The sequence below is a fragment of the Nonomuraea wenchangensis genome (assembly GCF_900111685.1).
Classification (GTDB): domain Bacteria; phylum Actinomycetota; class Actinomycetes; order Streptosporangiales; family Streptosporangiaceae; genus Nonomuraea; species Nonomuraea wenchangensis.
This window is the reverse complement of the sequence record NZ_FOHX01000008.1, coordinates 33,923-53,044: the sequence shown is the minus strand read 5'-3', so window position 1 is coordinate 53,044 and position 19,122 is coordinate 33,923. Positions and strand designations below refer to the sequence as shown.

Annotated in this window: 21 protein-coding genes; 4 read left to right on the top strand and 17 right to left on the bottom strand. The window is 72.1% G+C overall.

Going from position 1 to position 19,122, the window contains the following annotated elements; translation table 11 throughout:
• Nucleotide 1 precedes the first annotated feature (1 nt).
• Together BMW85_RS24385 and BMW85_RS24380 are read right to left on the bottom strand one after the other, a co-directional pair.
• Complete coding sequence (locus BMW85_RS24385; RefSeq protein WP_143082389.1) at nt 2–583, bottom strand: redoxin domain-containing protein; 582 nt, start codon at nt 581–583, stop codon at nt 2–4.
• Between the two features lie 73 nt (nt 584–656).
• Nucleotides 657–1,010 (bottom strand): ArsR/SmtB family transcription factor, encoded by a 354-nt coding sequence (locus BMW85_RS24380; protein WP_177240855.1) that lies wholly within the window; start codon nt 1,008–1,010, stop codon nt 657–659.
• 52 nt (nt 1,011–1,062) lie between these two features.
• Here BMW85_RS24380 and BMW85_RS24375 point away from each other — a divergent pair, with 52 nt between their 5' ends.
• Together BMW85_RS24375 and BMW85_RS24370 are read left to right on the top strand one after the other, a co-directional pair.
• On the top strand, nt 1,063–1,854 hold the full coding sequence (locus BMW85_RS24375; protein ID WP_245775035.1) for an SDR family NAD(P)-dependent oxidoreductase: 792 nt from the start codon (nt 1,063–1,065) through the stop codon (nt 1,852–1,854).
• A gap of 114 nt (nt 1,855–1,968) precedes the next feature.
• Nucleotides 1,969–2,802 carry an alpha/beta fold hydrolase gene (locus BMW85_RS24370; protein WP_091086306.1) on the top strand — a complete coding sequence of 278 codons (834 nt, stop codon included), beginning with the start codon at nt 1,969–1,971 and terminating at the stop codon, nt 2,800–2,802.
• A gap of 25 nt (nt 2,803–2,827) precedes the next feature.
• On the opposite strand, the gene BMW85_RS24365 is transcribed toward BMW85_RS24370, so the two are convergent.
• The 8 genes from BMW85_RS24365 to BMW85_RS24335 all read right to left on the bottom strand — a co-directional run bounded on the left by BMW85_RS24365 (nt 2,828) and on the right by BMW85_RS24335 (nt 9,670).
• Nucleotides 2,828–3,982 carry an NADH:flavin oxidoreductase gene (locus BMW85_RS24365; RefSeq protein WP_091085509.1) on the bottom strand — a complete coding sequence of 385 codons (1,155 nt, stop codon included), beginning with the start codon at nt 3,980–3,982 and terminating at the stop codon, nt 2,828–2,830.
• Nucleotides 3,983–4,046: 64 nt separating this feature from the next.
• Nucleotides 4,047–4,466: a hypothetical protein gene (locus BMW85_RS24360; RefSeq protein ID WP_143082388.1), complete on the bottom strand. Its 420-nt coding sequence runs from the start codon at nt 4,464–4,466 to the stop codon at nt 4,047–4,049.
• An 89-nt stretch (nt 4,467–4,555) separates the two neighbouring features.
• Nucleotides 4,556–4,678: a hypothetical protein gene (locus tag BMW85_RS52020; RefSeq protein ID WP_281249599.1), complete on the bottom strand. Its 123-nt coding sequence runs from the start codon at nt 4,676–4,678 to the stop codon at nt 4,556–4,558.
• 119 nt (nt 4,679–4,797) lie between these two features.
• Entirely contained in the window at nt 4,798–5,673 is an 876-nt protein-coding gene (locus BMW85_RS24355) for a neutral zinc metallopeptidase (RefSeq protein WP_091085502.1), read from the bottom strand.
• Nucleotides 5,674–5,754: 81 nt separating this feature from the next.
• The gene (locus tag BMW85_RS24350) at nt 5,755–6,741 is read right to left on the bottom strand and encodes an LLM class flavin-dependent oxidoreductase (protein ID WP_177240861.1); all 987 of its coding nucleotides are present in this window, start codon (nt 6,739–6,741) and stop codon (nt 5,755–5,757) included.
• Nucleotides 6,742–6,860: 119 nt separating this feature from the next.
• Entirely contained in the window at nt 6,861–8,081 is a 1,221-nt protein-coding gene (locus tag BMW85_RS24345) for a L,D-transpeptidase (protein WP_091085498.1), read from the bottom strand.
• 144 nt (nt 8,082–8,225) lie between these two features.
• On the bottom strand, nt 8,226–8,834 hold the full coding sequence (locus BMW85_RS24340) for a dihydrofolate reductase family protein (protein ID WP_091085494.1): 609 nt from the start codon (nt 8,832–8,834) through the stop codon (nt 8,226–8,228).
• Entirely contained in the window at nt 8,831–9,670 is an 840-nt protein-coding gene (locus BMW85_RS24335) for a metalloregulator ArsR/SmtB family transcription factor (protein WP_091085491.1), read from the bottom strand. Before BMW85_RS24335 ends, BMW85_RS24340 begins: the two co-directional genes overlap by 4 nt.
• 91 nt (nt 9,671–9,761) lie before the next feature.
• Between BMW85_RS24335 and tsaA the strand changes: the two genes are divergently transcribed.
• The gene (gene tsaA, locus BMW85_RS24330) at nt 9,762–10,163 is read left to right on the top strand and encodes a tRNA (N6-threonylcarbamoyladenosine(37)-N6)-methyltransferase TrmO (protein ID WP_091085488.1); all 402 of its coding nucleotides are present in this window, start codon (nt 9,762–9,764) and stop codon (nt 10,161–10,163) included.
• Between the two features lie 123 nt (nt 10,164–10,286).
• Here tsaA and BMW85_RS24325 read toward each other — a convergent pair whose 3' ends face one another.
• A complete protein-coding gene (locus tag BMW85_RS24325; protein ID WP_091085486.1) occupies nt 10,287–12,449 on the bottom strand; it encodes a TerD family protein in 2,163 nt (720 codons plus the stop codon).
• A gap of 99 nt (nt 12,450–12,548) precedes the next feature.
• Between BMW85_RS24325 and BMW85_RS24320 the strand changes: the two genes are divergently transcribed.
• Nucleotides 12,549–13,778, top strand: a complete 1,230-nt coding sequence (locus tag BMW85_RS24320) for an MFS transporter (protein WP_091085484.1) — start codon at nt 12,549–12,551, stop codon at nt 13,776–13,778.
• Here the strand turns inward: BMW85_RS24320 and hydA are convergent.
• The 6 genes from hydA to BMW85_RS24290 are packed head-to-tail and all read right to left on the bottom strand — an operon-like array spanning nt 13,750 to nt 19,120.
• The gene (hydA, locus tag BMW85_RS24315; protein WP_091085481.1) at nt 13,750–15,153 is read right to left on the bottom strand and encodes a dihydropyrimidinase; all 1,404 of its coding nucleotides are present in this window, start codon (nt 15,151–15,153) and stop codon (nt 13,750–13,752) included. The genes BMW85_RS24320 and hydA overlap by 29 nt on opposite strands.
• A 20-nt stretch (nt 15,154–15,173) precedes the next feature.
• Nucleotides 15,174–15,563 (bottom strand): allophanate hydrolase-related protein, encoded by a 390-nt coding sequence (locus BMW85_RS24310; protein ID WP_091085480.1) that lies wholly within the window; start codon nt 15,561–15,563, stop codon nt 15,174–15,176.
• A gap of 11 nt (nt 15,564–15,574) precedes the next feature.
• Nucleotides 15,575–16,369 carry an ATP-binding cassette domain-containing protein gene (locus tag BMW85_RS51295; protein WP_245775034.1) on the bottom strand — a complete coding sequence of 265 codons (795 nt, stop codon included), beginning with the start codon at nt 16,367–16,369 and terminating at the stop codon, nt 15,575–15,577.
• The gene (locus BMW85_RS51290; protein ID WP_091085474.1) at nt 16,366–17,211 is read right to left on the bottom strand and encodes an ABC transporter ATP-binding protein; all 846 of its coding nucleotides are present in this window, start codon (nt 17,209–17,211) and stop codon (nt 16,366–16,368) included. Before BMW85_RS51290 ends, BMW85_RS51295 begins: the two co-directional genes overlap by 4 nt.
• Entirely contained in the window at nt 17,208–18,077 is an 870-nt protein-coding gene (locus tag BMW85_RS24295; protein ID WP_091085472.1) for an ABC transporter permease, read from the bottom strand. The genes BMW85_RS51290 and BMW85_RS24295 overlap by 4 nt, the downstream gene beginning before the upstream one ends.
• A complete protein-coding gene (locus tag BMW85_RS24290; protein ID WP_091085469.1) occupies nt 18,074–19,120 on the bottom strand; it encodes an ABC transporter permease in 1,047 nt (348 codons plus the stop codon). The genes BMW85_RS24295 and BMW85_RS24290 overlap by 4 nt, the downstream gene beginning before the upstream one ends.
• Nucleotides 19,121–19,122: the final 2 nt, after the last annotated feature.

The window sequence follows — 19,122 nt, the reverse complement described above, 5'->3', positions numbered from 1 at the left end:
TCTACTGGGTGGTCAGTGTGCGAAGGTGTTTCTCCAGCCCGTCCTGGCCGAGTGGTCCGGATGCCTTTTGGAGTGAGCCGTCCGGTTTCATGAAGACGAAGGTGGACTGTTGGCTGACTCCGAGTTTCGTCCAGACGGCGCCTTTGGTGTCGGACAGGTGGACGAGATCACTGGTGTCCGTGCGCTGGACGAATTCCTTCATCGCGGCCTCGGTGTCCAGGCCGGCGATGCCGATGAAGGTGACGTCTTTGTGCTGGGTGGCCGCTGCTTTGACGGCGGGTGCGTCGGAGAGGCATGTGGGGCACCAGGGTGCCCAGAACCAGAAGGCGATGGGCTTGCCGGCGAGGCTTTCCCCCTGGAAGGTTTTGCCGTCCAGTGTCTGGGCGGTGAAGCGCAGTGCGGCGGGCGTGGTGGCCTTGCCTGTCTCCTCGGTCCTGCCGTTGGGTGAGGTCGGCGGGGTTGCCGTGGACACGGAGGTGTCCGTGGCCGCGTGTTCCGGCTCGTCGCGGGTTGTGGTGCCGCATGCGGCGGTCAGCAGGGTGAGCGTCATCATGGCGGCGGCCGCGCTTCGCAGGTTGCTCATGCCGACCACCGTAGATGTGCTCGGCTGCGTCACTTCTTACGAGGTGATGATGGTCGCGGTGGTGCGGTGTGGTTCAGGTGGGTTGTGGGTCGCCGGCTACTGTGACGTGGGCGCCGACGTCGTCGTTGTGGGCCGCTTCCAGCACTGCGTCCAGGAGTCCGGGGAAGCGGGCGTTCAGGTCGTGGTGGCGTAGTTCGACGAAGCAGCGGGTGCCTTCCTGGCGGGTTCGGGTGAGGCCGGCGTCGCGTAGGACGCGTAGGTGGTGGCTGAGTGTCGATTTGGCGATGGGTGCGCGGAGTTCGCCCCAGCCTCGTTCGCGGCCGTCGGCCAGTATGCGTACTAGTCCGACGCGGATCGGGTCGCTGAGTGCGCCCATCACCGTGACGAGTGTCATCTCCTCGGGGCTGGGATGGCTTGCTTGCTTCACGATCACCCATGCTACCTTGTTCGATGTTTCACGAACAACGAACATAGGGGGCGTGGTGCACGATCGGCCGCACACGGATCTCAAGGAACACCTCGACGCGGACTTCACCGGCAAGGTGGTCATCGTCACCGGCGCCGGGTCGGGCATCGGCCGTGCTGCGGCCCGCGCCTTCGCCCGCGCCGGATCTCATGTGCTCGGCGTCGCCCGCCGCGGCCGATCGCTGGAGGAGACCGCCGCCGGCCATCCGCGGATCGCCGTGCACGCCGCCGACCTGCGCGATTCGTACGCGCCTCAGGGCGTGATCGACGCCGCGATCAGCTTGTGGGGCGGGGTGGACGTGCTGGTCAACAACGCGGGCGCCACCAAGGTGATGCCGCTGGGCGAGGTCACCGCTGACGGCATCGCCGACCTGTTCGCCCTCAACGTCACCGCGCCCAGCCTGCTCGCCGGGGCGGCTCTGCCGTACCTGCGGGTGAGACGCGGCACGATCGTCAACGTTTCCAGCACCTACGGTCACCGTCCGCTGCCCGGCGCCGCCCATTACGCCGCCTCCAAGGCCGCCCTCGAACAGCTCACGCGCAGCTGGGCCCTGGAACTGGCCGGTGAGGGCATCCGCGTCAACGCCCTGGCGCCCGGCCCCACCGAAAGCCAGGCTCTGGCCGCCGCCGGTCTGCCCGAGACCGTCGTTGCGCAGATCAAGCTCGACGAGGCCGCGCGCATCCCGCTCGGCCGCCGCGGCGAACCCGACGAGGTGGCCACGTGGATCCTGCGCCTGGCCGATCCCGCCGCGACCTGGCTGACCGGTCAGATCCTCACCGTCGACGGCGGGTTGGAGCTCACCTAGCACGCGGCCGACGAACGGCTTCGCCCTGAGGGAAAGGCGGACTCGTATGGCGGTACGCCGAGTGCGAACCCGGCCGGCGAGTGCGGGGTGCGCTCCTACGCTGGGGGCGTGGTGATGATCGATGGTCTGGCGTGTGAGGAGGCCGGTGAGGGGCCCGCGCTGGTGCTGATTCATGCGGGGATCGCTGATCGGCGTATGTGGAGGCATCAGCGTGAGGTGTTGTCCGCTCGTCATCGGGTGATCAGTTACGACTGGCGGGGGTACGGCGAGTCGGCTGATCCGGTGGGCGAGGTCGTTCATCACCGGGATCTGCTGCGGGTGATGGATGGACTCGGCGTGGAGCGGGCGGTGCTGGTGGGTGATTCGATGGGCGGCTCGCATGCGGTGGAGGCGGCGTTGGTGGCGCCGGGCCGGGTGGCGGGGCTGGTGCTGATCGCCTCGGGGTTGTCGGGTCATGTGTGGCCGGAGGAGATGCTGGCGCAGGCGCGGGAGCGGGTGCACGGGACGGTTCCGGCTGATCGGCTGGCTCGTTACCGGGACGGCACGGCGGAGAAGGTGCTGGCCGAGGATGTGGAGGCGTTCGCCCGTGCGCATGTGTTGTGGCAGGTGGCGGGGCCGGATCGGGGTGTGGATGATCTGGATCCGCGGGTGTGGGAGCTGGCGCTGGCGATGATGCGTCGGGTGTTCGAGCGCTCGTGGAGTGGTCCGCCGGTGCCGGAGCGGCATCTGCAGGCGAAGGAGCGGCTGGGTGAGGTGGGCTGTCCTGCTTTGGTGATCAATGGGTTGGCTGATGTGCCGGGGATTCAGGCGGTGTCGGGGTTGCTGGCGGAGGGGATCAGGGGTGCGGGGCGGCTGGATCTGCCGGGGACGGGTCATCTGCCGCCGTTGGAGCGGCCGGCGGAGGTCAATGCCGCGCTGACGGGTTTTCTGGCGGGTGTGGGCTGGTGAGGCGGTTCGTGGCGGGTCGTCGGGCTCAGGCCAGTACGCAGCGGGTGCCGGTGTAGATCGTCGGCATGCACTTGTTGCAGTGGACGCACAGTGAGCGGGTCGCGGGGTCGGTGCGCAGGCGGTTGACGAGGTCGGGTTCGCGCAGGAGGGCGCGGGCCATGGCGACGAACGCGAAGCCTTCGGCCATGGCGAGGTCCATGGTGGCGCGCTGGCTGATGCCGCCGAGCAGGATCAGGGGTGTCTTGAGGGTGGCGCGGAAGCGGCGGGCGGAGTCGAGGAGGTAGGCCTCCTGGTAGGGGTAGGCGCGGATGAAGCGTTCGCCGGCGAGTTTGATGCCGAGGCGGGCGGGTTGTTTGAAGTTCGCGGCGAACTCGCGGATCGGGGCGTCGCCGCGGAAGAGGTACATGGGGTTGAGCAGGGAGCTGCCGGCGGTGAGTTCGAGGGCGTCGAGGCTGCCGTCGCGTTCGAGCCATTGGGCGACCTGGAGGCTTTCCTCGATGCCGAGGCCGCCGCGTACGCCGTCGTCCATGTTGAGTTTGGCGAGGATGGCGATGCGGTCGCCGACGGCGTCGCGGACGGCGCGGGCGGTGCCGAGGGCGACTTTGGCGCGGTTGGTGAGGGGGCCGCCGTATTCGTCGTCGCGTTTGTTGAGTCTGGGGGAGAGGAAGGCGCTGGCGAAGTAGTTGTGGCCGAGGTGGATCTCGACGGCGTCGAAGCCGGCCTCGATGGCGAGCTTGGCGGCGGTGGCGTGGGCGGCGGTGATGCGTTCGATGTCGGCGGTGGTGGCGCGCCGGGTCATGGCGATGGCTTGTGGGTTGAACGCCGCGGATGGGGCGAGGGCGGGCAGGCGGTTGGATTTGCTGTTGGCGACGGGGCCGGCGTGGCCGATCTGGGCGGAGGCGGCGGCGCCTTCGGCGTGGACGGCGTCGGTGAGGCGGCGCAGGCCGGGGAGGGCGTCGGGGCGCATCCAGATCTGGCGGCGTTCGGTGCGGCCTTCGGGGGCGACGGCGCAGTAGGCGAGGGTGGTCATCGCGGCGCCGCCGGCGGCGTGGGCGCGGTGGAAGGCGATGAGGTCGTCGCTGACGAGGGCGTTCCTGGTCATGCCTTCGAAGGTGGCGGCCTTGATGATGCGGTTGCGCAGGGTGAGGGGGCCGAGCTTGGCCTGTTGGAACACGTCCATGTCGGGTCTCCGAGCGTCGGGGCCGTTTCCAGTCAAGCACTGACGGGGCGTTCCCTCGACCCCCTCACGGGGAGCGCGTGTGGTGTCCTTCGAGGTGTCCTCCGACCTGGGCCTGCAGTTCGGTCAGGAGGTCGGGTGCGGCGATGACGGTCCATCGGTCGCCGACGAGGTAGGTGCCGCCGTACGGTTCGGCTTCGTCGAGCCAGGCGCGGGTCCCGGTCTGGGTGGTGAAGGTGAGGATGGTGTAGCGGCCGGCGGGGGCGTGGCAGATGACCTGGCGTAGTTCGGCGGCGTCGACCTGGACCTGCGGGTCGGTGCAGGCGATGGCTCGCAGGAGTTGGTCGGCGCCGGCCTGGGGGAGGGGTTCGTCGCGGGGCGGCTGTGGGGGGTGCTGGTGTGCGGGCGCGCGGTGTGCGGTGGTGGCGTGGGCGGTCGCGGTGAGGGCCGGGTCGGGGGTGAGGAAGGTGGAGACGGCCAGGCTCACGCCGATGAGGATGAGGCAGGATGCCGCGATGGACCGTACACGTTGGAGCTGGCGCATGTGGCCAGGTACGCACGTGGCGGCCCTTTGGTTCAGTTCCCGCGTGTTTTGCTGTGGCGGATCGCGGTCCGTACGGCGGTGTAGATGACGACCCACAGGACCACGACGGGGATCAGGAACAGGAAGACGATCTCGTAGATGCCGATGTTGACCATGGCAGGACGTTAGGGCGTCGTGGTTGAGAAGAGCTTGATGATCGATGGATTGCCTGTTCGGGGGGCCGGGCCCGGCCGGTGAGGAGGGCCGGCCGGGCGCGGTTCGGGGGTGGTGCGGGTCAGGTGGTGGTGCGGGGGGAGGCCGCCCAGGTGTTGCAGGCTCCGGGGGAGCCGCTGTTGTAGCCGCGGGTCATCCAGGCGGCCTGGGTGGGGCCGCGGCCGTGGTCGTTCTGGGGCCAGGTCTTGGCGCCGTTCTTGCGGAACCAGTCCACGGTGTAGTCCCACTCGGCGTCGGTGAACAGCGAGCTGCCCTGCTGGGTGGAGATGAAGACGGAGGAGAAGCACTCGGCCTGCAGCTCGGAGTTGCGGGAGAGCTGGAGGCGCTGGGCCTTGCCGGCCCTGGCCTGGGCGGCGGTGTAGTAGGTCCAGATCTTGGAGATGTTCTGGACGTGGTGGCCGTATTCGTGGGCCATGAGCCGGGCGATGCCGAGGGGGAAGGGCTGCCGGAGGTCGTTCTTGGTGATCAGCATGTACATGGTGCGGTCGGCTGAGCAGTAGAAGCCGGCGGCGCCGGTGGCCCAGCCGCCGCAGGCGTTGCCGACTTTTCTGGTGATGATGCGCAGCCGCGGCTTGCTGAAAGGCATTCCGGCCTTGCGGAACTGTGTGCCCCATGCCCGGTTGAGGCAGTCGGTCACGCGGGTCAGGAAGCGCCGGTAGGCGTTGGTGCTTCCGGCGGGCAGGGCGCCGGGGGAGCAGTTGACCCGGGCCAGGCGGCCGGTCCGGTAGATCCGGTTGTTGGTGGCCAGCCCTTTGTTCATGGCCGTGGTGGTGCCTGCCGCGCCGGTGGTGGCCTGCTGGACCTGCGTCACCGAGCTGGTGGCTTGGGAGCTGGTCGAGGCGGTCGCGACGCCGGGGAAGGCGAGCACCTGGGAGGTCGCGGCAACCGTGAGTGCCAGAGCGGCAGTTTTGAGTCTTCTGTGGTGGTTGTGATCCATAGGACCCAAAAGACTAGGCCAAACGTTGACCAAGCGGTGCGCACTTCGTAAAAGTGACAGCCAACCCGAGGCCGCGCCGTGTCAGGTGGTGAGCTGGGGGAGGACCTTCTCGCCGAGCAGGCGGATCACGCCGAGCACCTCGTCGTGGGGGAGCCCGCCGATGTCGATCAGCAGCAGGTGCGTGTCGAGGCCCAGCAGCTTCTGCTGGGCGTTGAGCCGGTCGGCGACCTCGCTGGGGTCGCCGCAGATCGCCGCGCCGGCCATCAGCTCGTCGAGGTCGATCGGCGCGCCGTCGCCGCGCCAGCGGGTGGCGAAGGAGGCGTAGGCCCGCAGGTGGGGCCGCCAGCGTTCCCGGGCGTCGCGTTCGGCGACGAAGACGTGGCTGGGCAGTCCCACGCGGCCGGGGGCGTGGCGGCGGTAGTGGGTCACCAGGTCGAGGTGGACGGCGGGGTCGCGCAGGGTGCTGGGCAGCATGAGCGGCATGCCCAGGGTGGCGGCGAGGTCGGCCGAGGCCCGCGAGCCGCTGCCGATCCACACGGTGGGGTGGGGGCGCTGCACGGGCCGCGGCGCGGTGGTCACGTTCTCGAGGGGGCCGCGGTAGGTGCCGCGCCAGGTGACGTTCTCCTCGCGCAGCAGTTTCAGCAGCAGCCGCAGGTTCTCGTGGAAGCGCGGCCGTAACTCGGAGGGGGAGATGCCGAAGGCGGCGTCGGTCTCCCTGGAGACGCCGCGGGCCGCGATGAGCTCGGCCCGTCCGTCCGACAGCGCGTCGAGGGTGGCGAGTTCCTCGGCGACGCGTACGGGATCATGGTGGGCGAGCAGGGTGACGCCGGTGGACAGGCGCAGGGTGGTCGTACGGGCCGCGATGGCGGCGAGCAGGAGTTGCGGCGCGGAGACGATGTAGCGGGTGAAGTGGTGCTCGCCGATGGCGACGCCGGTGAATCCGGCCTGCTCGGCGGCGACGGCCTGCTCGACCACGGCGCGCAGGCGTTCCCGTTCGGGCGGTGAGACGCCGGTGCGCGGATCGGGCAGGTGGTCGCCGAGAACCAGCAGATAGACCGATGCGGTCATGGGAGCCCCCGTCAGCATGGGCGGTCGTCAGGCACCGGGACCGATCTGTGTGGATTGATCCCGGTGGGCCGCTGATTGTGACTATAAGAGCCGACGGGGCGGGTGTGCGGGCGTGGCGGTCAGGCGTCGCTCGGCCGGTGCGAGTCGTCCGGTGCGGCCGGCGTGGCCGGCGCGTCCGGGGTGTACAGGGCGCTGCCCGCCCGCCATTGGTCCCACGTCTTGGTCCACGGCGTCGGCCCGTTGCCGAACTGGAGCTTGTGCTTGGTTCCGACGATCTTGATGATGTCGCCGCGCTGGGTGAAGTTGTAGAACCAGTGGGCGTGGGAGGTGCTGGCGTTGACGCAGCCGTGGCTGACGTTGCGGTGGCCCTGGTCGCCGACGGACCAGGGGGCGGCGTGGAAGAACATGCCGCTGTAGGTCATGCGGATGTTCCACTTGGTGCGGGTCCGGTACAGCCCGGGCAGGCCGATGGTGGCGGAGTCCATGAGGATGTCGGGAGCCTTCTCCTGGGCGATCATGGTGCCGGACCAGCTCTCGAAGCCCGGTTTGCCGAGGCTGATGGGGATGGTCCTGACGACCTTGCCGTTCTTGCGCACGACGGCGCGGTGGGTGCCGTTGCGGATCTTGGTGATGTGCTCGGCGCCGACGGTGAAGGTCACCCGGCGGTCCTTGACGCCCCACGTGCCGCGGCCGACGCGCAGCCCGGCCAGGTGCGCGACCACGGTGACCTCCTCGCCGGACGGCCAGTACGACCGCGGCCGGTACTGCACCTCCCGGTCGCTCACCCAGCTCCAGGAGCCCTCGACGGGTTTGGACATCTCCACCGTCAGCGCGCGCTCGACCGCCGCGCGGTCCTCCCGCGCCGCCACCGGCTTCGTCAGTATGAGCTGGATGGGCATCCCGACGCCGACCCGCTCCCCGTCCACCGGTGACAGGCCGCTGTCCAGTACGCGCGCCGGTTTCAGGGTGGTGAACGTGGCCCGCTCGGTGACCTGCCGGCCGTCGGTGCCGACGGCCCGCACGCGCACGGTGTACGCCGTGGAGGGCTTGAGCGGCCACTGGGGCCGCCAGGTGCCGTCCGCGCCGGCGCCGCCGCTGATCTGGCGGCCGTCGGCGTCGGTGACGATCACGCCGGTGACCTGGCCGTCGGTGACCTTGACGCTGATGCCGGTGTCCGGGGCCACCTTCCGCGCGCCGTGGGCGGGCGTGATCAGGAGCCTGGCCGGTGCGCCCGGCTGCCCCTGCCGCTGCGGTGTGCCGGGCTCGCCCGGGGCGCACGCGGCGGTCAGGAGCAGCACCGCCGTGCAGGCGCTGAGGAGTAGGGTGCCGCCGGTCCGCATCGTGTGCCTCCAGTTCCCCGCAAGTAGGCATAAGTCGGGCTAGGTAGCCTCTTAGTGATACGGATAGCGGCATTCCCACTACTGACAGTAATCATGCCGAGATGTCGCAAACGACCAATGATCGTGCCTTATCGGCGGGCCCCTCTAGCGGATGCGGTCGTAGACCAGGGCGAGCTCGCCCAGCTCGCCGCTCTCCCGGTGGGCGAGCCTCCACCGGGAGGCCGGCAGGCCGTCGTCGAACAACCGCTGCCCGCCTCCGGCGATCTCGGGGAGGATCAGGAGGTGGAGCCGGTCGAGCAGGTCGGCCTTCAGGAGCGGTTTGATGACGCTGGCGCTGCTGTTGACGAGGATGTCGCCGGCGCCGGTGGCCTTCAGTTCGGTGACGACGTCGGCGGCGGGGGCGTTCACCACGCGGGTGCGCTCCCACGGCGCCTCGGTCAGGGTGGTCGACAGGACCACCTTCTCCGTGCCGATCAGCCACTGGGCGTATCCGCGATCGCGCGGGTCGGCGTCGTCGTCGGCGGCGACCGAGGACCAGTAGCCCATGAACCCCTCGGCGTTGACGCGGCCGAGCAGCGCCGTCGTCGCGCTCTCCCACATGCGGTTCATGTGGTCGCGCGCGACGTCGCTGGTCACGTAGGGGGCGAACGCCGCGAAGTCGCCCGGCCCGCCGGGGCCGTGGTAGCGCCCGTCGAGGGTGAGGCTGAGGTTCGCGGTCACCCTGCGGCCGGTCAGGCCGGTGGGCTGGGTCATGTCGTACTCCTGGTGGTGTGGGGGTCGGCGAGGGTCGCGGCGAGCTTGTCGAGGCTCTGGCCGAAGCCGATCTCGATGCCCGCGACGAAGTCCGCGGACTCGACCGCGCTGTCGGTGATCCGGAAGGTGACGTCGAGCTCCGTGCCGCCGCTGCCGGTGGGCCGGAGGCCGAGGTCGAGGTGGGCGGTGAAGGCGGGGGCGCCGTCGGGGAGCTCGGGGGAGAGCCGGTAGGCCAGGTGCTCGCCGGGCCGTACGTCGTCGACGACTCCCCGCGCCCGGCCGACGACAAGGTCGGAGCCGTCGACGTCCTCGGCGTCGCGGTACTCGTGGACGATCCGGCCGCCCGGCCGCGCCTCGAAGACGAGCTCGGAGACGCGCAGGTCCTGCGGCGTCCACCAGTGGGCGAGCAGGGCGGCCTCGGTCAGGTGCCGCCACACCTGCTCCGGGCTGCCCGCCAGGGACCGGTGGAAGGTGAACGAGCGGCCGTCGGCCCACCCCGGCTCCCGGGCGGCGAGCCGTTCGGCGTGGAGGTTGAGCCCGTAGCGGTCGTAGGTCTCGTGGGAGCCGCCGGCCTGGTCGGCGGTGTCGGCCAGGCGGGTGAGCGCGGCCGCCAGCTCCCGCAGCGGCCCGGGCCGTAGCGCGTAGACGCGGCGCTGGCCGGAGCGCTGGGAGGTGACGAGGCCGGCGCGTTCAAGGCTCTGCAGGTGCTTGGTCGTCTGGGGCTGGCGGGCCCCGGCGAGCTGGGCGAGGACTCCGACGGGCCGGGGCCGTTCGGCCAGCAGCGTGACGAGCCGCCGGCGGGCCGGGTCGGCCAGTGCGGTGAGGATCGCGTCCATGCCCGGAAGTATTCACCATGTAGAATATTCGTGTCAACGAATAACTCGGGGCGCATAGCGTGACGGGGACGGTCTGCGGTAAGGAGAGATCATGACGTACGAGATCCGGGCGATCGGAGCGGTCGAGTCGCCCCTGGCCGATCGCGCGAACGCCCCCAAGCAGGGCGCGGAGGGCGCTCCCGACGCCTGGCTGGCGTTCGACCCCGCGATGGCGGAGGGGATCGGCGACCTCGCGGCCGGGGACGAGGTGTTCGTCCTCACCTGGCTGCACCTCGCCGACCGGACCGTGACGGCCGTGCACCCGCGCGACGACCCGCGCAACCCGCTGACGGGCGTCTTCAGCACCCGCTCCGCCGACCGGCCCAACCCGATCGGACTGCACCGGGTGCGGGTGCTCGCGGTCGACGGGCTCCGGGTGCGGGTGGCCGGCCTGGAGGCCGTGGACGGCACGCCTGTCATCGACGTGAAACCGGTCCTGGACGCGGCACGCTAGAGGGCCGGCTCCTCCCGGCGCGGGAGGAACGAAAGAAGAGGGCGAGGAAAGCGGGAAGGCTGGAGGTTCTTTTCGAAGAAAGAGAAGGAAGCCCTCCCATGGCCTCGCGATCTTCACCCTATCTCAGGCGGGGATCAGCTCGTGCAGCGTCGCCGGCGTGTAGATCCGCGCGCCCTCCGGCGCGTCGGCGGGGGCCCGCAGCCCGAGGTACGTCGTGTGCTCGCCGGCCCCGCCCTTGCGGGCCAGCAGGTCGGCCAGGTGGCGCACGGTCAGGTACTCGCGTTCGACGATCGAGCGCACCAGCAGGCCCGTGCTCAGCCGGTTGCCCTCGACCTGGTTGAAGGCGGGGTGGCCCTTCAGGTAGAGGTGCAGCCACTTGGCCCGCCAGGCGCCGTCGCCGCCGCGCAGGAAGACCAGCGGCAGGGCGACGCGGCCCGCGCCGCGCAGGTCGGACTTCATCCGCACCGTACGCGGCTCGAACGGCAGGCCCTCCTGCGCCGCGTCCCTGGTCATGAACCCGAAGAACGCCTCGGCGGCCTCGTCGAAGGGCTCGCCGGCGTAGATGTTGACCTGCGGGATGACGACCGGGCGGGTGGCCCGGCGAAGGGCGAGGTCGATGAACTCGCTCGCGCCGTCGGCGGCCGTGGTCAGGTCACCGGAGTAGGTGGCGAAGTCATTGGTGTAGTTCGTCCAGGAGATGTACTCGGGGTCGCCGTAGGCGTCGTCCAGCATGAGCGCCGACAGGTCGTAGTCGGTGCGCCGCGCGGCCTGGCGCCAGTGGACGAAGAAGCGCAGCAGCTCCCCCTCGACCGGCGCCAGCGAGCCGCGCGGCAGCATGCCGAGGCCGGGCGCGACCGCCTTGCCCGACAGCGGCAGCGCGACGTCGAGCATGGCGGGCTCGACGACGAGCCTGCCGGGGTCGGGCAGCCGCCGCGCGATCTCCTCGTCCAGGAGGTCGGCCGCCTGCGCCAGCACGTCCGCGGCGAGCGGGGGGCGCGTGTCGGCGCTCGTCCAGGCCCGGCCGTGCCGGTTGACGAAGACGCGCCCGGCGGCCGGGGCGAGCCGGTTGTGCAGGTGCTCGCGCAGCGACAGCAGCACCCGGCCGGACGCGGCCCGCGCCGCCGTCCCGGCCGCCGCCAGCACCCCCGCCGGGTCGGTGCCGGCGCGCAGCAGGTGGTCCAGCCGGCGCAGCAGCGCGCCGGGGGAGCTCGCCAGCAGCTCGACCGCCTCATGGGCGCGCCCGGCCGCCAGCGCCGTCTCCACGCGGCTGCCGAGCCCGCGCGCCCGCCGCTCGCCGCGGGCGACGTCGAAGACGTGGGCCGCGCGCGGCAGGTGCGGGTACTCGTGCGGGTGCAGGCGTTCGCCGAGCCGCTTCCACTGCTCGCGGAAGCGGGGCACGTCGCCCAGGGCGGCGTCGGTGGCGACGGCGTCCAGGGCCCGCAGCAGGGCGCGGCGCTCGGCGCGGCGGAAGGAGCGGAAGCGGGTGGCGGTGGCGAGCGTGACGTCGCCGCCGGAGGCGCCGCAGGCCAGGCGGAGCACGTCGGTCACGGTGTCCACGAGCAGCGGCAGGCCGGCGGCCAGGCGCGCCTCGTTGACGACGGCGCGGTTCTCCCGCACGGGGATGTGCTCCGGCACGGGGATGTGCTCCGGCGCCCCGCCGGCGCCGAGCTCGGGCAGGTGCTGGGCGCAGAACGCGGCCAGCTCGCGCAGCGCCGCCAGGTCCTCGGCCGGCAGCGGCACCTGCGAGCCCGCGAGGGACAGGTACAGCTCGCGTGCCTCCGAGCGCAGGTCGCCGCCCAGGTCCAGGACGGTGACGCGGTCGCCGGCCAGCGGGACCAGCTCGGCGTGCGCGGCCAGCAGGTCGGCGTAGCTGTGCGGGTAGTCGCCGTAGCCGGGCAGGGTGAGCAGGTCCAGGGTCTGCGGCGTGACCTCCTGGACGGAGGCGTCCGGGCCGAGCAGCGAGCGCCGCATCAGGCCGGCCCAGAACTCGGCCGTGCCGGGGACGTTGCGCGGGAAGTCGATGAAGTACGCGTTGTGCCGGACGTGGTCGCCCACCAGGTGGCGGACGGCGGCCAGGACCCGTACGCCGAGGTCGATGACGTTCTCCACGCTCAGCCCCGACAGCCGTTCCAGCAGCGCCGGCGAGCAGGTGAAGCCGGCGCTCAGCAGCGCGGCGTCGAGCTGGCGGGCGGCCACCTCGCCCCGGCCCGGCCCGCCGCCCTCGGGGGCGGGGTCGAGGGGCACGCGTAACCTGCGGGTGATGACGAGGCTTTCCACGTTGTCCACCGGCGTACCTTATCGCCGTCATCGTGGGGGCGGATTGCCGCGCTGAGCCGCGAAAACCCGTTGCTGGTGGATGATCCGGGCTCGTATGGTTTTGCGCTCGTGATCACAGTGGTGGAGCGAGTCCTGCCCGCGAGCCTCGGGACAGGATTTCGATGGTTGCTGGCCTCCAGCTGGCTGACGAACCTCGGCGACGGGGTGGCCGCGGCGGCGGGCCCCCTGCTGATCGCGACGCTCACCCGCGACCCGCTGATGATCTCGCTGGCGGCCCTGGTGGCGTGGGCTCCGCCGCTGGTGTTCAGCCTGTACGCGGGCGTGCTGTCGGACCGACACGACCGGCGCGTGATCGTGCTCGTCGCCAACATGGCCCGGGCCGTGGTGCTGGCGGCGCTCGTCGTGCTCCTGATGACCGGCGGCCTGACCGTGGCGACGGCGCTGATCGCGCTCACGCTGCGGTCCGTCGCCGAGGTGTTCGCCGACAACGCGACCGCCACGCTGACCCCGATGCTGGTCGCCAGGGACGATCTCGTCGTCGCCAACGCCCGCCTGGGGACCGGGTTCATCACGCTCAACCAGCTCGCCGGGCCGCCGGTCGGGGCGGCGCTGTTCGGGCTGGGCCTGGCCTGGCCGTTCGCCGCGCAGCTGCTGCTGGTGGCGGCGGGGATCGTCCTGGTCTCCCGGATCACGCTGCCGCCGCGCGAGCGCCCGGCCGCGGAGCGCGGGCCGGACACCGTGCGGGCGCTGGTGGAGGGGTTCGGCTGGACCGTGCGGCACGCGGCGGTCCGCACGCTGGCGCTCACCATCCTGATCTTCAACTTCACGTTCGGCGCGGCCTGGTCGGTCCTCGTCCTCTACACCCAGGAGCAGCTCGGCCTCGGCGCCGTCGGCTTCGGGCTGATGACCACGATCGGCGGGATCGGCGGCCTGATCGGCACCGGCCTGTACGGGGCCGTCACCCGCAGGGTCAGCCTCGGCGCGCTGATGCGGATCGGGCTCATCATCGAGACGCTCACCCATCTGGGCCTGGCCCTGACCCGTTCGCCGTGGGTCGCCGGAGGCATCTTCCTGGCCTTCGGCGCGCACGCCTTCATCTGGGGCACCACCTCGGTCACCGTGCGCCAGCGCGCGGTCCCGCACGAGCTGCAGGGCCGGGTGGGCAGCGTCAACACCGTCTGCACCTACGCCGGTCTCGTGGTCGGCTCGCTGATCGGCGGTGTCCTGGCCACCCGGTTCGGCGTCGCGGCGCCCTTCTGGTTCGCCTTCGCCGGGTCCGCGGTGTTCGTGGTCCTGCTGTGGCGGCAGCTCATGAACATCGCCCACGAGCAGCGGTGATCGGGCGGGCGCGCAGGTGCCGGCCGCGCGGCTCGGGGTCGGTGAGCACGCCGTCGTGGACCACCACCCGGCCGCCGACCAGCACCGTACGCGGCCGTCCCGTCACCGCCCTGCCCTCGTACGGCGTGTAGTCGGTCGCCATGTGGAGCCCGCCGGAGGTGATCGTCCAGCGGGCGGAGGGGTCCCAGACGGCGACGTCGGCGTCGGCGCCCGGCATGAGGGTGCCCTTGCGCGGATAGAGGCCGTTGGCGCGCGCCGGGTTGGCCGCGGTGAGCTCGACGAACCGGGTGACGGGCAGGTCGCCGCCCGCCACGAACTCCGAGAAGATCACCGGCAGGCGGGTCTCGACGCCCGGCAGGCCGTTCGGCATGGCGCGTACGTCGGTGCGGCGCGACTGCTTCTGCGCCACGTCGTAGCAGCAGTGGTCGCTGCCGATCGTGGTGATCTCGCCGGTGGCCAGGTGGCGGGCGAGCCCGTCCACCACGGGGCGCGGGCGCAGCGGCGGGCAGCACACGAACCGTTCGGGGTCGGGCCCGGCGTAGAGGCCGTCGTCCAGGACCAGGTGGTGGGCGACGGACTCGGTCCAGGCCGGCAGGCCGCGCCGGCGGGCGGCGGCGACCAGCTCGACGGCCTCGGGCGTGGACTGGTGGACGAAGTAGACCGGCGCCTTCAGCGACTCGGCGATGGCCAGCACCTCGGCGACCGACGCGGTCTCGGCCAGCTCGGGCCGGGTCGCGGCCATGTGCTCGGCGCCGATCCTGCCGTCGTGGGAGCAGCGCGTCTGGGTGTCCTCGATGATGTGGTTGGCCTCGCAGTGGATCACCACCATGCCGCCCAGGTCGCGCAGCGTGGACATGGTCTTCAGGATGGTGTCCTCGTCGGCCATCGTCTCGCCGCGGTAGGTGGTGAACATCTTCACCGTCGGCATGCCGTCGGCGACCAGCGAGCGCAGCTGCTCGGGCACCGTGTCGTCCCATTGGACGACGCAGGCGTGCAGGGCGCTGTCGCACAGGCCGCCGGCCGCCTTGGCGCGCTGGGCGTGGGCGGCGTCGGCGGGCGACTGGCCGGGGCGGGGGATGGCGAAGTCGACGATGGTGGTGGTGCCGCCGAAGACGGCCGCCGTCGTGCACTGGCGGTAGTCGTCGAGCGAGGTGAACGCGCCGGAGGTGAAGCCGACGTGGCAGTGCGGGTCGACGCCGCCGGGCAGCACCAGCATGCCGGCGGCGTCGATCTCGGTCGTGCCGGGCGGCGCGGGGGTGCCGGGCTCGGCCAGCGCCGTGACCTTACCGCCGGCGATGAACACGTCCGCCGGTGCGCTCCAGGCCGCCTCGGCGACCGTGCCGCCGCGGATCACCACCGGCTCGGGCCCGCTCATCGGCCCGCTCGTCGGCCCGCTCATCGGCCCGTTCCGGCCAGGTGCGCCCGCCAGCCGCCGGCCTCGCTGATGTCGGTGACGCCCGGCGCCCGCAGCGCCTCGGCGCGCATCCGCATCGACAGCGTGCCGCTGCCGTCGGCCAGCTCGATCACGCCCAGCTCCAGCTCGGGCGGCTCGCCCGGCAGCAGGTGCTCGCGCAGGATCTCGTAGGTGACCTCGTACAGCTCGCCGGGCACCGCGTGGCCGCCCGCGCCGACGGGGTGCAGGCCGGGGAACTCGTCGCGTACGGAGTAGAACCGGTAGAGGGGCGCGGTCGTCGCCGGGCCGAGGAAGCGGGCGCCGGCCAGCGCGGTGTTCAGGCTGCCGCCGGACATGGCCTGGCCGTTGACGAACATGCGCAGATTGTCCATGGGGTGCTCCTTCAGGTGCTGGAGGGACGCTGCCGGGCGAGCGCCGGGTCCGGGACGGGCACGGCGTCGAGCAGCGAGCGGGTGTAGGGGTGTGCGGGGTCGCCGTAGATCTGCTCGCGGGTGCCGATCTCGGCGAGCTCGCCGCCCAGCATGACGGCGACCCGGTCGCACAGGTAGTAGACGACCGCCAGGTCGTGGGCGATGAACAGGATCGACAGGCCCAGCCGTTCGCGCAGGTCGCGCAGCAGGTTCAGCACCTGGGCCTGGACCGAGACGTCCAGCGAGGAGACCGGTTCGTCGCAGATGAGCAGCCGCGGCTCCACCGCGAGCGCGCGGGCGATGGAGATGCGCTGGCGCTGCCCGCCGGAGAACGAGCGCGGGTGGCGGTCCAGGTGCTCGGCCGTCATCCCGACCGTCTCCAGCAGCTCGGCGGCCCGCTCGCGGCGGCGCCGCCGGTCCGGCTCCAGCCCGTGCACGAGCAGCGGCTCGCCGATGAGCTCGGCCACGGTCATGCGCGGGTTCAGCGACGCGTACGGGTCCTGGAAGACCATCTGCATGTCGGCGCGCAGCGCCCGCAGCTCGCGCCGCCCGGCGGCCAGCACGTCCCGGCCGCCGAGCAGGATCTGGCCGCTGTCGGGGCGGGTGAGGCGGGTGACGCAGCGGGCGGTGGTGGACTTGCCGGACCCGGACTCCCCGACCAGGCCGAGGACCTCGCCCGGCGCCACGTCGAAGGAGACGCCGGCGAGGACGGGCCGCCCGCCGAACGTCTTGACCAGGTCGCGGACCTGGAGCAGCGGCTCGCTCACGATCCCTCCTTCTCCTCGCCGGCGGCGCCGATGACGGCGAGCGGCCGGGTGACGTCGCCGCCGATGCGGGGGACGGCGGCCAGCAGCGCCTTGGTGTACGGGTCGCGGGGCGCGGTGTAGATCTGCTCGACGGTGCCGGTCTCGACGGGCCGGCCGTGGCGCATCACGACCGCCCGCTGGGCGAACCCGGCGACGATGCCCAGGTCGTGGGTGATGAGCAGGATGGACATGCCGCGCTCGTCGGCCAGCTCGCGCAGCAGCTCCAGCACGCGGGCCTGGACGCGTACGTCCAGCGCGGTCGTGGGTTCGTCGGCGATGAGCAGGGCGGGCTCGGCGATGACCGCGATGGCGATCACGACGCGCTGCCGCATGCCGCCGGAGAACTGGTGCGGGTAGTCGTCGGCGCGGTGCTCGGCGTCGCGCACGCCGAGCCGTTCGAGCAGGTCGACGGCGCGGCGGCGGGCGACCTTCCTGGGCACGCCGCGGATGAGGAGCGGCTGCATGACCTGGCGGCCGATCGTCATGACGGGGTTGAGCGAGGCGAGCGGGTCCTGGAAGACCAGGCCGACGCGGCCGCCGCGGATCTCGCGCATCCTGCGCGGCGGCAGCTTCAGCAGGTCGACGCCCTCCAGCTCGATCCGGCCGGACAGGCGCGCGTCGGGGTCGAGGCGGAGCACGGCGCGGGCCGTGACGGACTTGCCGGATCCGGACTCGCCGACGAGGGCGACCCGTTCGCCGGGGGCGAGGTCGAGGTCGACGCCGTGGACGACCTGCGCGGGGCCCGCCGGCGTCGGGTAGGACACCCGCAGGTCGCGGACGCGCAGCAGGGGATCGGTGCTCATCGTGCCTCCCGGCGGATCGTCGGGTCGTTGCGCACCCGCAGCCAGTCGCCCACCAGGTTGAAGGCCAGGGCGGTCAGCAGCAGGGCCAGGCCAGGGAAGGCGACGGCCCACCAGGCGTTGGTGAGGTTGTTGGCCTCGCCGGCGATCATCGCGCCCCACTCGGCGGAGGGCACCTGGGCGCCCACGCCGATGAAGGACAGGCCGGAGATCACCAGCATCACCGCGCCGACGTCCACGGTCGTCTGCACGTAGAGGGTGTTGAGCGCGTTGGGCAGGATGTGCCGGAAGATCAGCCGGCCCTGGGGGACGCCCAGGACGCGGGCCGCGTCGACGTACTCGGCGTCCTTGACCTCGCGCACCAGCGTGCGGGCCAGGCGGGCGTAGCCGGGCCACCAGGTGACCGACAGGGCGATGACGGCGGAGGACAGGCCGGGCCCGAGCGCGGCCGACAGCCCGAGGGCCAGGATGATCGCCGGCAGCGACAGGCCGATGTCGGTGATGCGCATCAGCACCTCGTCGACGACCTTGCCGCCGAGCGCGGCGACGGTGCCGATCAGCACGCCGATCACGGTGGAGGCGGCGATGACGACCAGCGTGGCGGGCAGGGTGACGCGGGCGCCGTGAAGGACGCGGCTCAGCACGTCCCGGCCGTTGGCGTCGGTGCCGAACCAGTGCTCGGCCGAGGGCGGCAGCAGCGCGTCGGTCAGGTTCACCGCGTACGGGTCGTGCGGCGCGACGAGCGGCCCGACGGCCGCCATCGCGACGACGACGACGGCCACCGCCAGTGCGGCGCCCTCCACGAAGGGCACCCGGTGCCGGATCCGGGCCGCCACCCCGGTGGCGATCCCGGTCGTGGTGGCGCTCATGCGGGCACCTCCGTCCTGGCCGTCCGGCGGGCGCGGCCGCCGGTATGGCGCAGCCGCGGGTTGAGCCAGAGCTGGACGAGGTCGACGGCGATGTTCGCCAGCACGAAGACCACTCCGATCACGAGAACGGTGCCGATCACGGCGTACAGGTCGTTCTGCAGGACCGCGGTCACCGCGTAGGCGCCGATGCCGGTCCTGCCGAAGACGGACTCGACCAGGACGGTGGAGCCGAGCATCCAGCCGAGCTGCATGCCGAGGATGGTGCTGGCCGGCACCAGCGCGTTGCGCAGGCCGTGCAGCACCACCACGCGCAGCTCCGACGCGCCGGTGGCGCGGGCGAGCTGGATGTAGTCGGAGCTGAGCGCGGTGAGCATCGAGGAGCGCACCGTCCTCGCCACCACCGCCACGAACGACGCGGCGAGCGTGATCGCCGGCAGCACCAGGTGCGCGACGGCGTCGCCGAAGGCCGCCAGGTCGCCGCCGAGCAGCGCGTCCACCGACGTCATGCCGGTGATGGCGGGCACCTGCTTGCCGAAGGAGAGCTGCCCGGTGAGGGGCAGCACCCTGAGCTGGGCGGCGAACAGGAGCTGGAGCATCAGGCCGAGCCAGAAGACCGGCATGGCCGCGCCCAGCAGGGTGATGAGCCGGGCGGCGGCGTCCGCCGCCCGGCCGTTGCGCCAGGCGGCGTAGGTGCCCAGGGGCACCGCCACCGCGATGTTGATCACCATGGCGGCGAGGACCAGCTCCACCGAGGAGGGCAGCATGGCCGCGACATCCTCCAGCACCGGCCGCTGGGTGAACACCGACGTCCCGAGATCCCCCTGGAGCAGCCGCCCCATGTAGGCCAGGAACTGGTCCCACAGCGGCCGGTCCAGGCCCAGCCGGGCGGCGACGGCGGCGACCTGCTCGGCCGTCGCGTTGCGCCCGGCCGCTGCCCGGGCGGGGTCGCCGGGCAGCACCTGGGTCATCAGGAACGTGACGACGGCAAGGCCGAGCAGCACGACGACGCTCGTGACGAGCCGCCGGAGCAGCAGACGGGCCATGC

Excerpts from the sequence above, each read along its gene's own strand:
- BMW85_RS24310 (WP_091085480.1), bottom strand. The coding sequence starts at position 15,563 with ATGGACAATCTGCGCATGTTCGTCAACGGCCAGGCCATGTCCGGCGGC.
- BMW85_RS24295 (WP_091085472.1), bottom strand. The coding sequence starts at position 18,077 with ATGAGCGCCACCACGACCGGGATCGCCACCGGGGTGGCGGCCCGGATC.
- tsaA (WP_091085488.1), top strand. The coding sequence starts at position 9,762 with ATGACGTACGAGATCCGGGCGATCGGAGCGGTCGAGTCGCCCCTGGCC.
- BMW85_RS24345 (WP_091085498.1), bottom strand. The coding sequence starts at position 8,081 with ATGCGGACCGGCGGCACCCTACTCCTCAGCGCCTGCACGGCGGTGCTG.
- BMW85_RS24350 (WP_177240861.1), bottom strand. The coding sequence starts at position 6,741 with ATGACCGCATCGGTCTATCTGCTGGTTCTCGGCGACCACCTGCCCGAT.
- BMW85_RS24365 (WP_091085509.1), bottom strand. The coding sequence starts at position 3,982 with ATGGACGTGTTCCAACAGGCCAAGCTCGGCCCCCTCACCCTGCGCAAC.
- hydA (WP_091085481.1), bottom strand. The coding sequence starts at position 15,153 with ATGAGCGGGCCCGAGCCGGTGGTGATCCGCGGCGGCACGGTCGCCGAG.
- BMW85_RS24370 (WP_091086306.1), top strand. The coding sequence starts at position 1,969 with ATGATCGATGGTCTGGCGTGTGAGGAGGCCGGTGAGGGGCCCGCGCTG.
- BMW85_RS24340 (WP_091085494.1), bottom strand. The coding sequence starts at position 8,834 with ATGACCCAGCCCACCGGCCTGACCGGCCGCAGGGTGACCGCGAACCTC.
- BMW85_RS52020 (WP_281249599.1), bottom strand. The coding sequence starts at position 4,678 with ATGGTCAACATCGGCATCTACGAGATCGTCTTCCTGTTCCTGATCCCC.
- BMW85_RS24355 (WP_091085502.1), bottom strand. The coding sequence starts at position 5,673 with ATGGATCACAACCACCACAGAAGACTCAAAACTGCCGCTCTGGCACTC.
- BMW85_RS24335 (WP_091085491.1), bottom strand. The coding sequence starts at position 9,670 with ATGGACGCGATCCTCACCGCACTGGCCGACCCGGCCCGCCGGCGGCTC.
- BMW85_RS24290 (WP_091085469.1), bottom strand. The coding sequence starts at position 19,120 with ATGGCCCGTCTGCTGCTCCGGCGGCTCGTCACGAGCGTCGTCGTGCTG.
- BMW85_RS24385 (WP_143082389.1), bottom strand. The coding sequence starts at position 583 with ATGAGCAACCTGCGAAGCGCGGCCGCCGCCATGATGACGCTCACCCTG.
- BMW85_RS51290 (WP_091085474.1), bottom strand. The coding sequence starts at position 17,211 with ATGAGCACCGATCCCCTGCTGCGCGTCCGCGACCTGCGGGTGTCCTAC.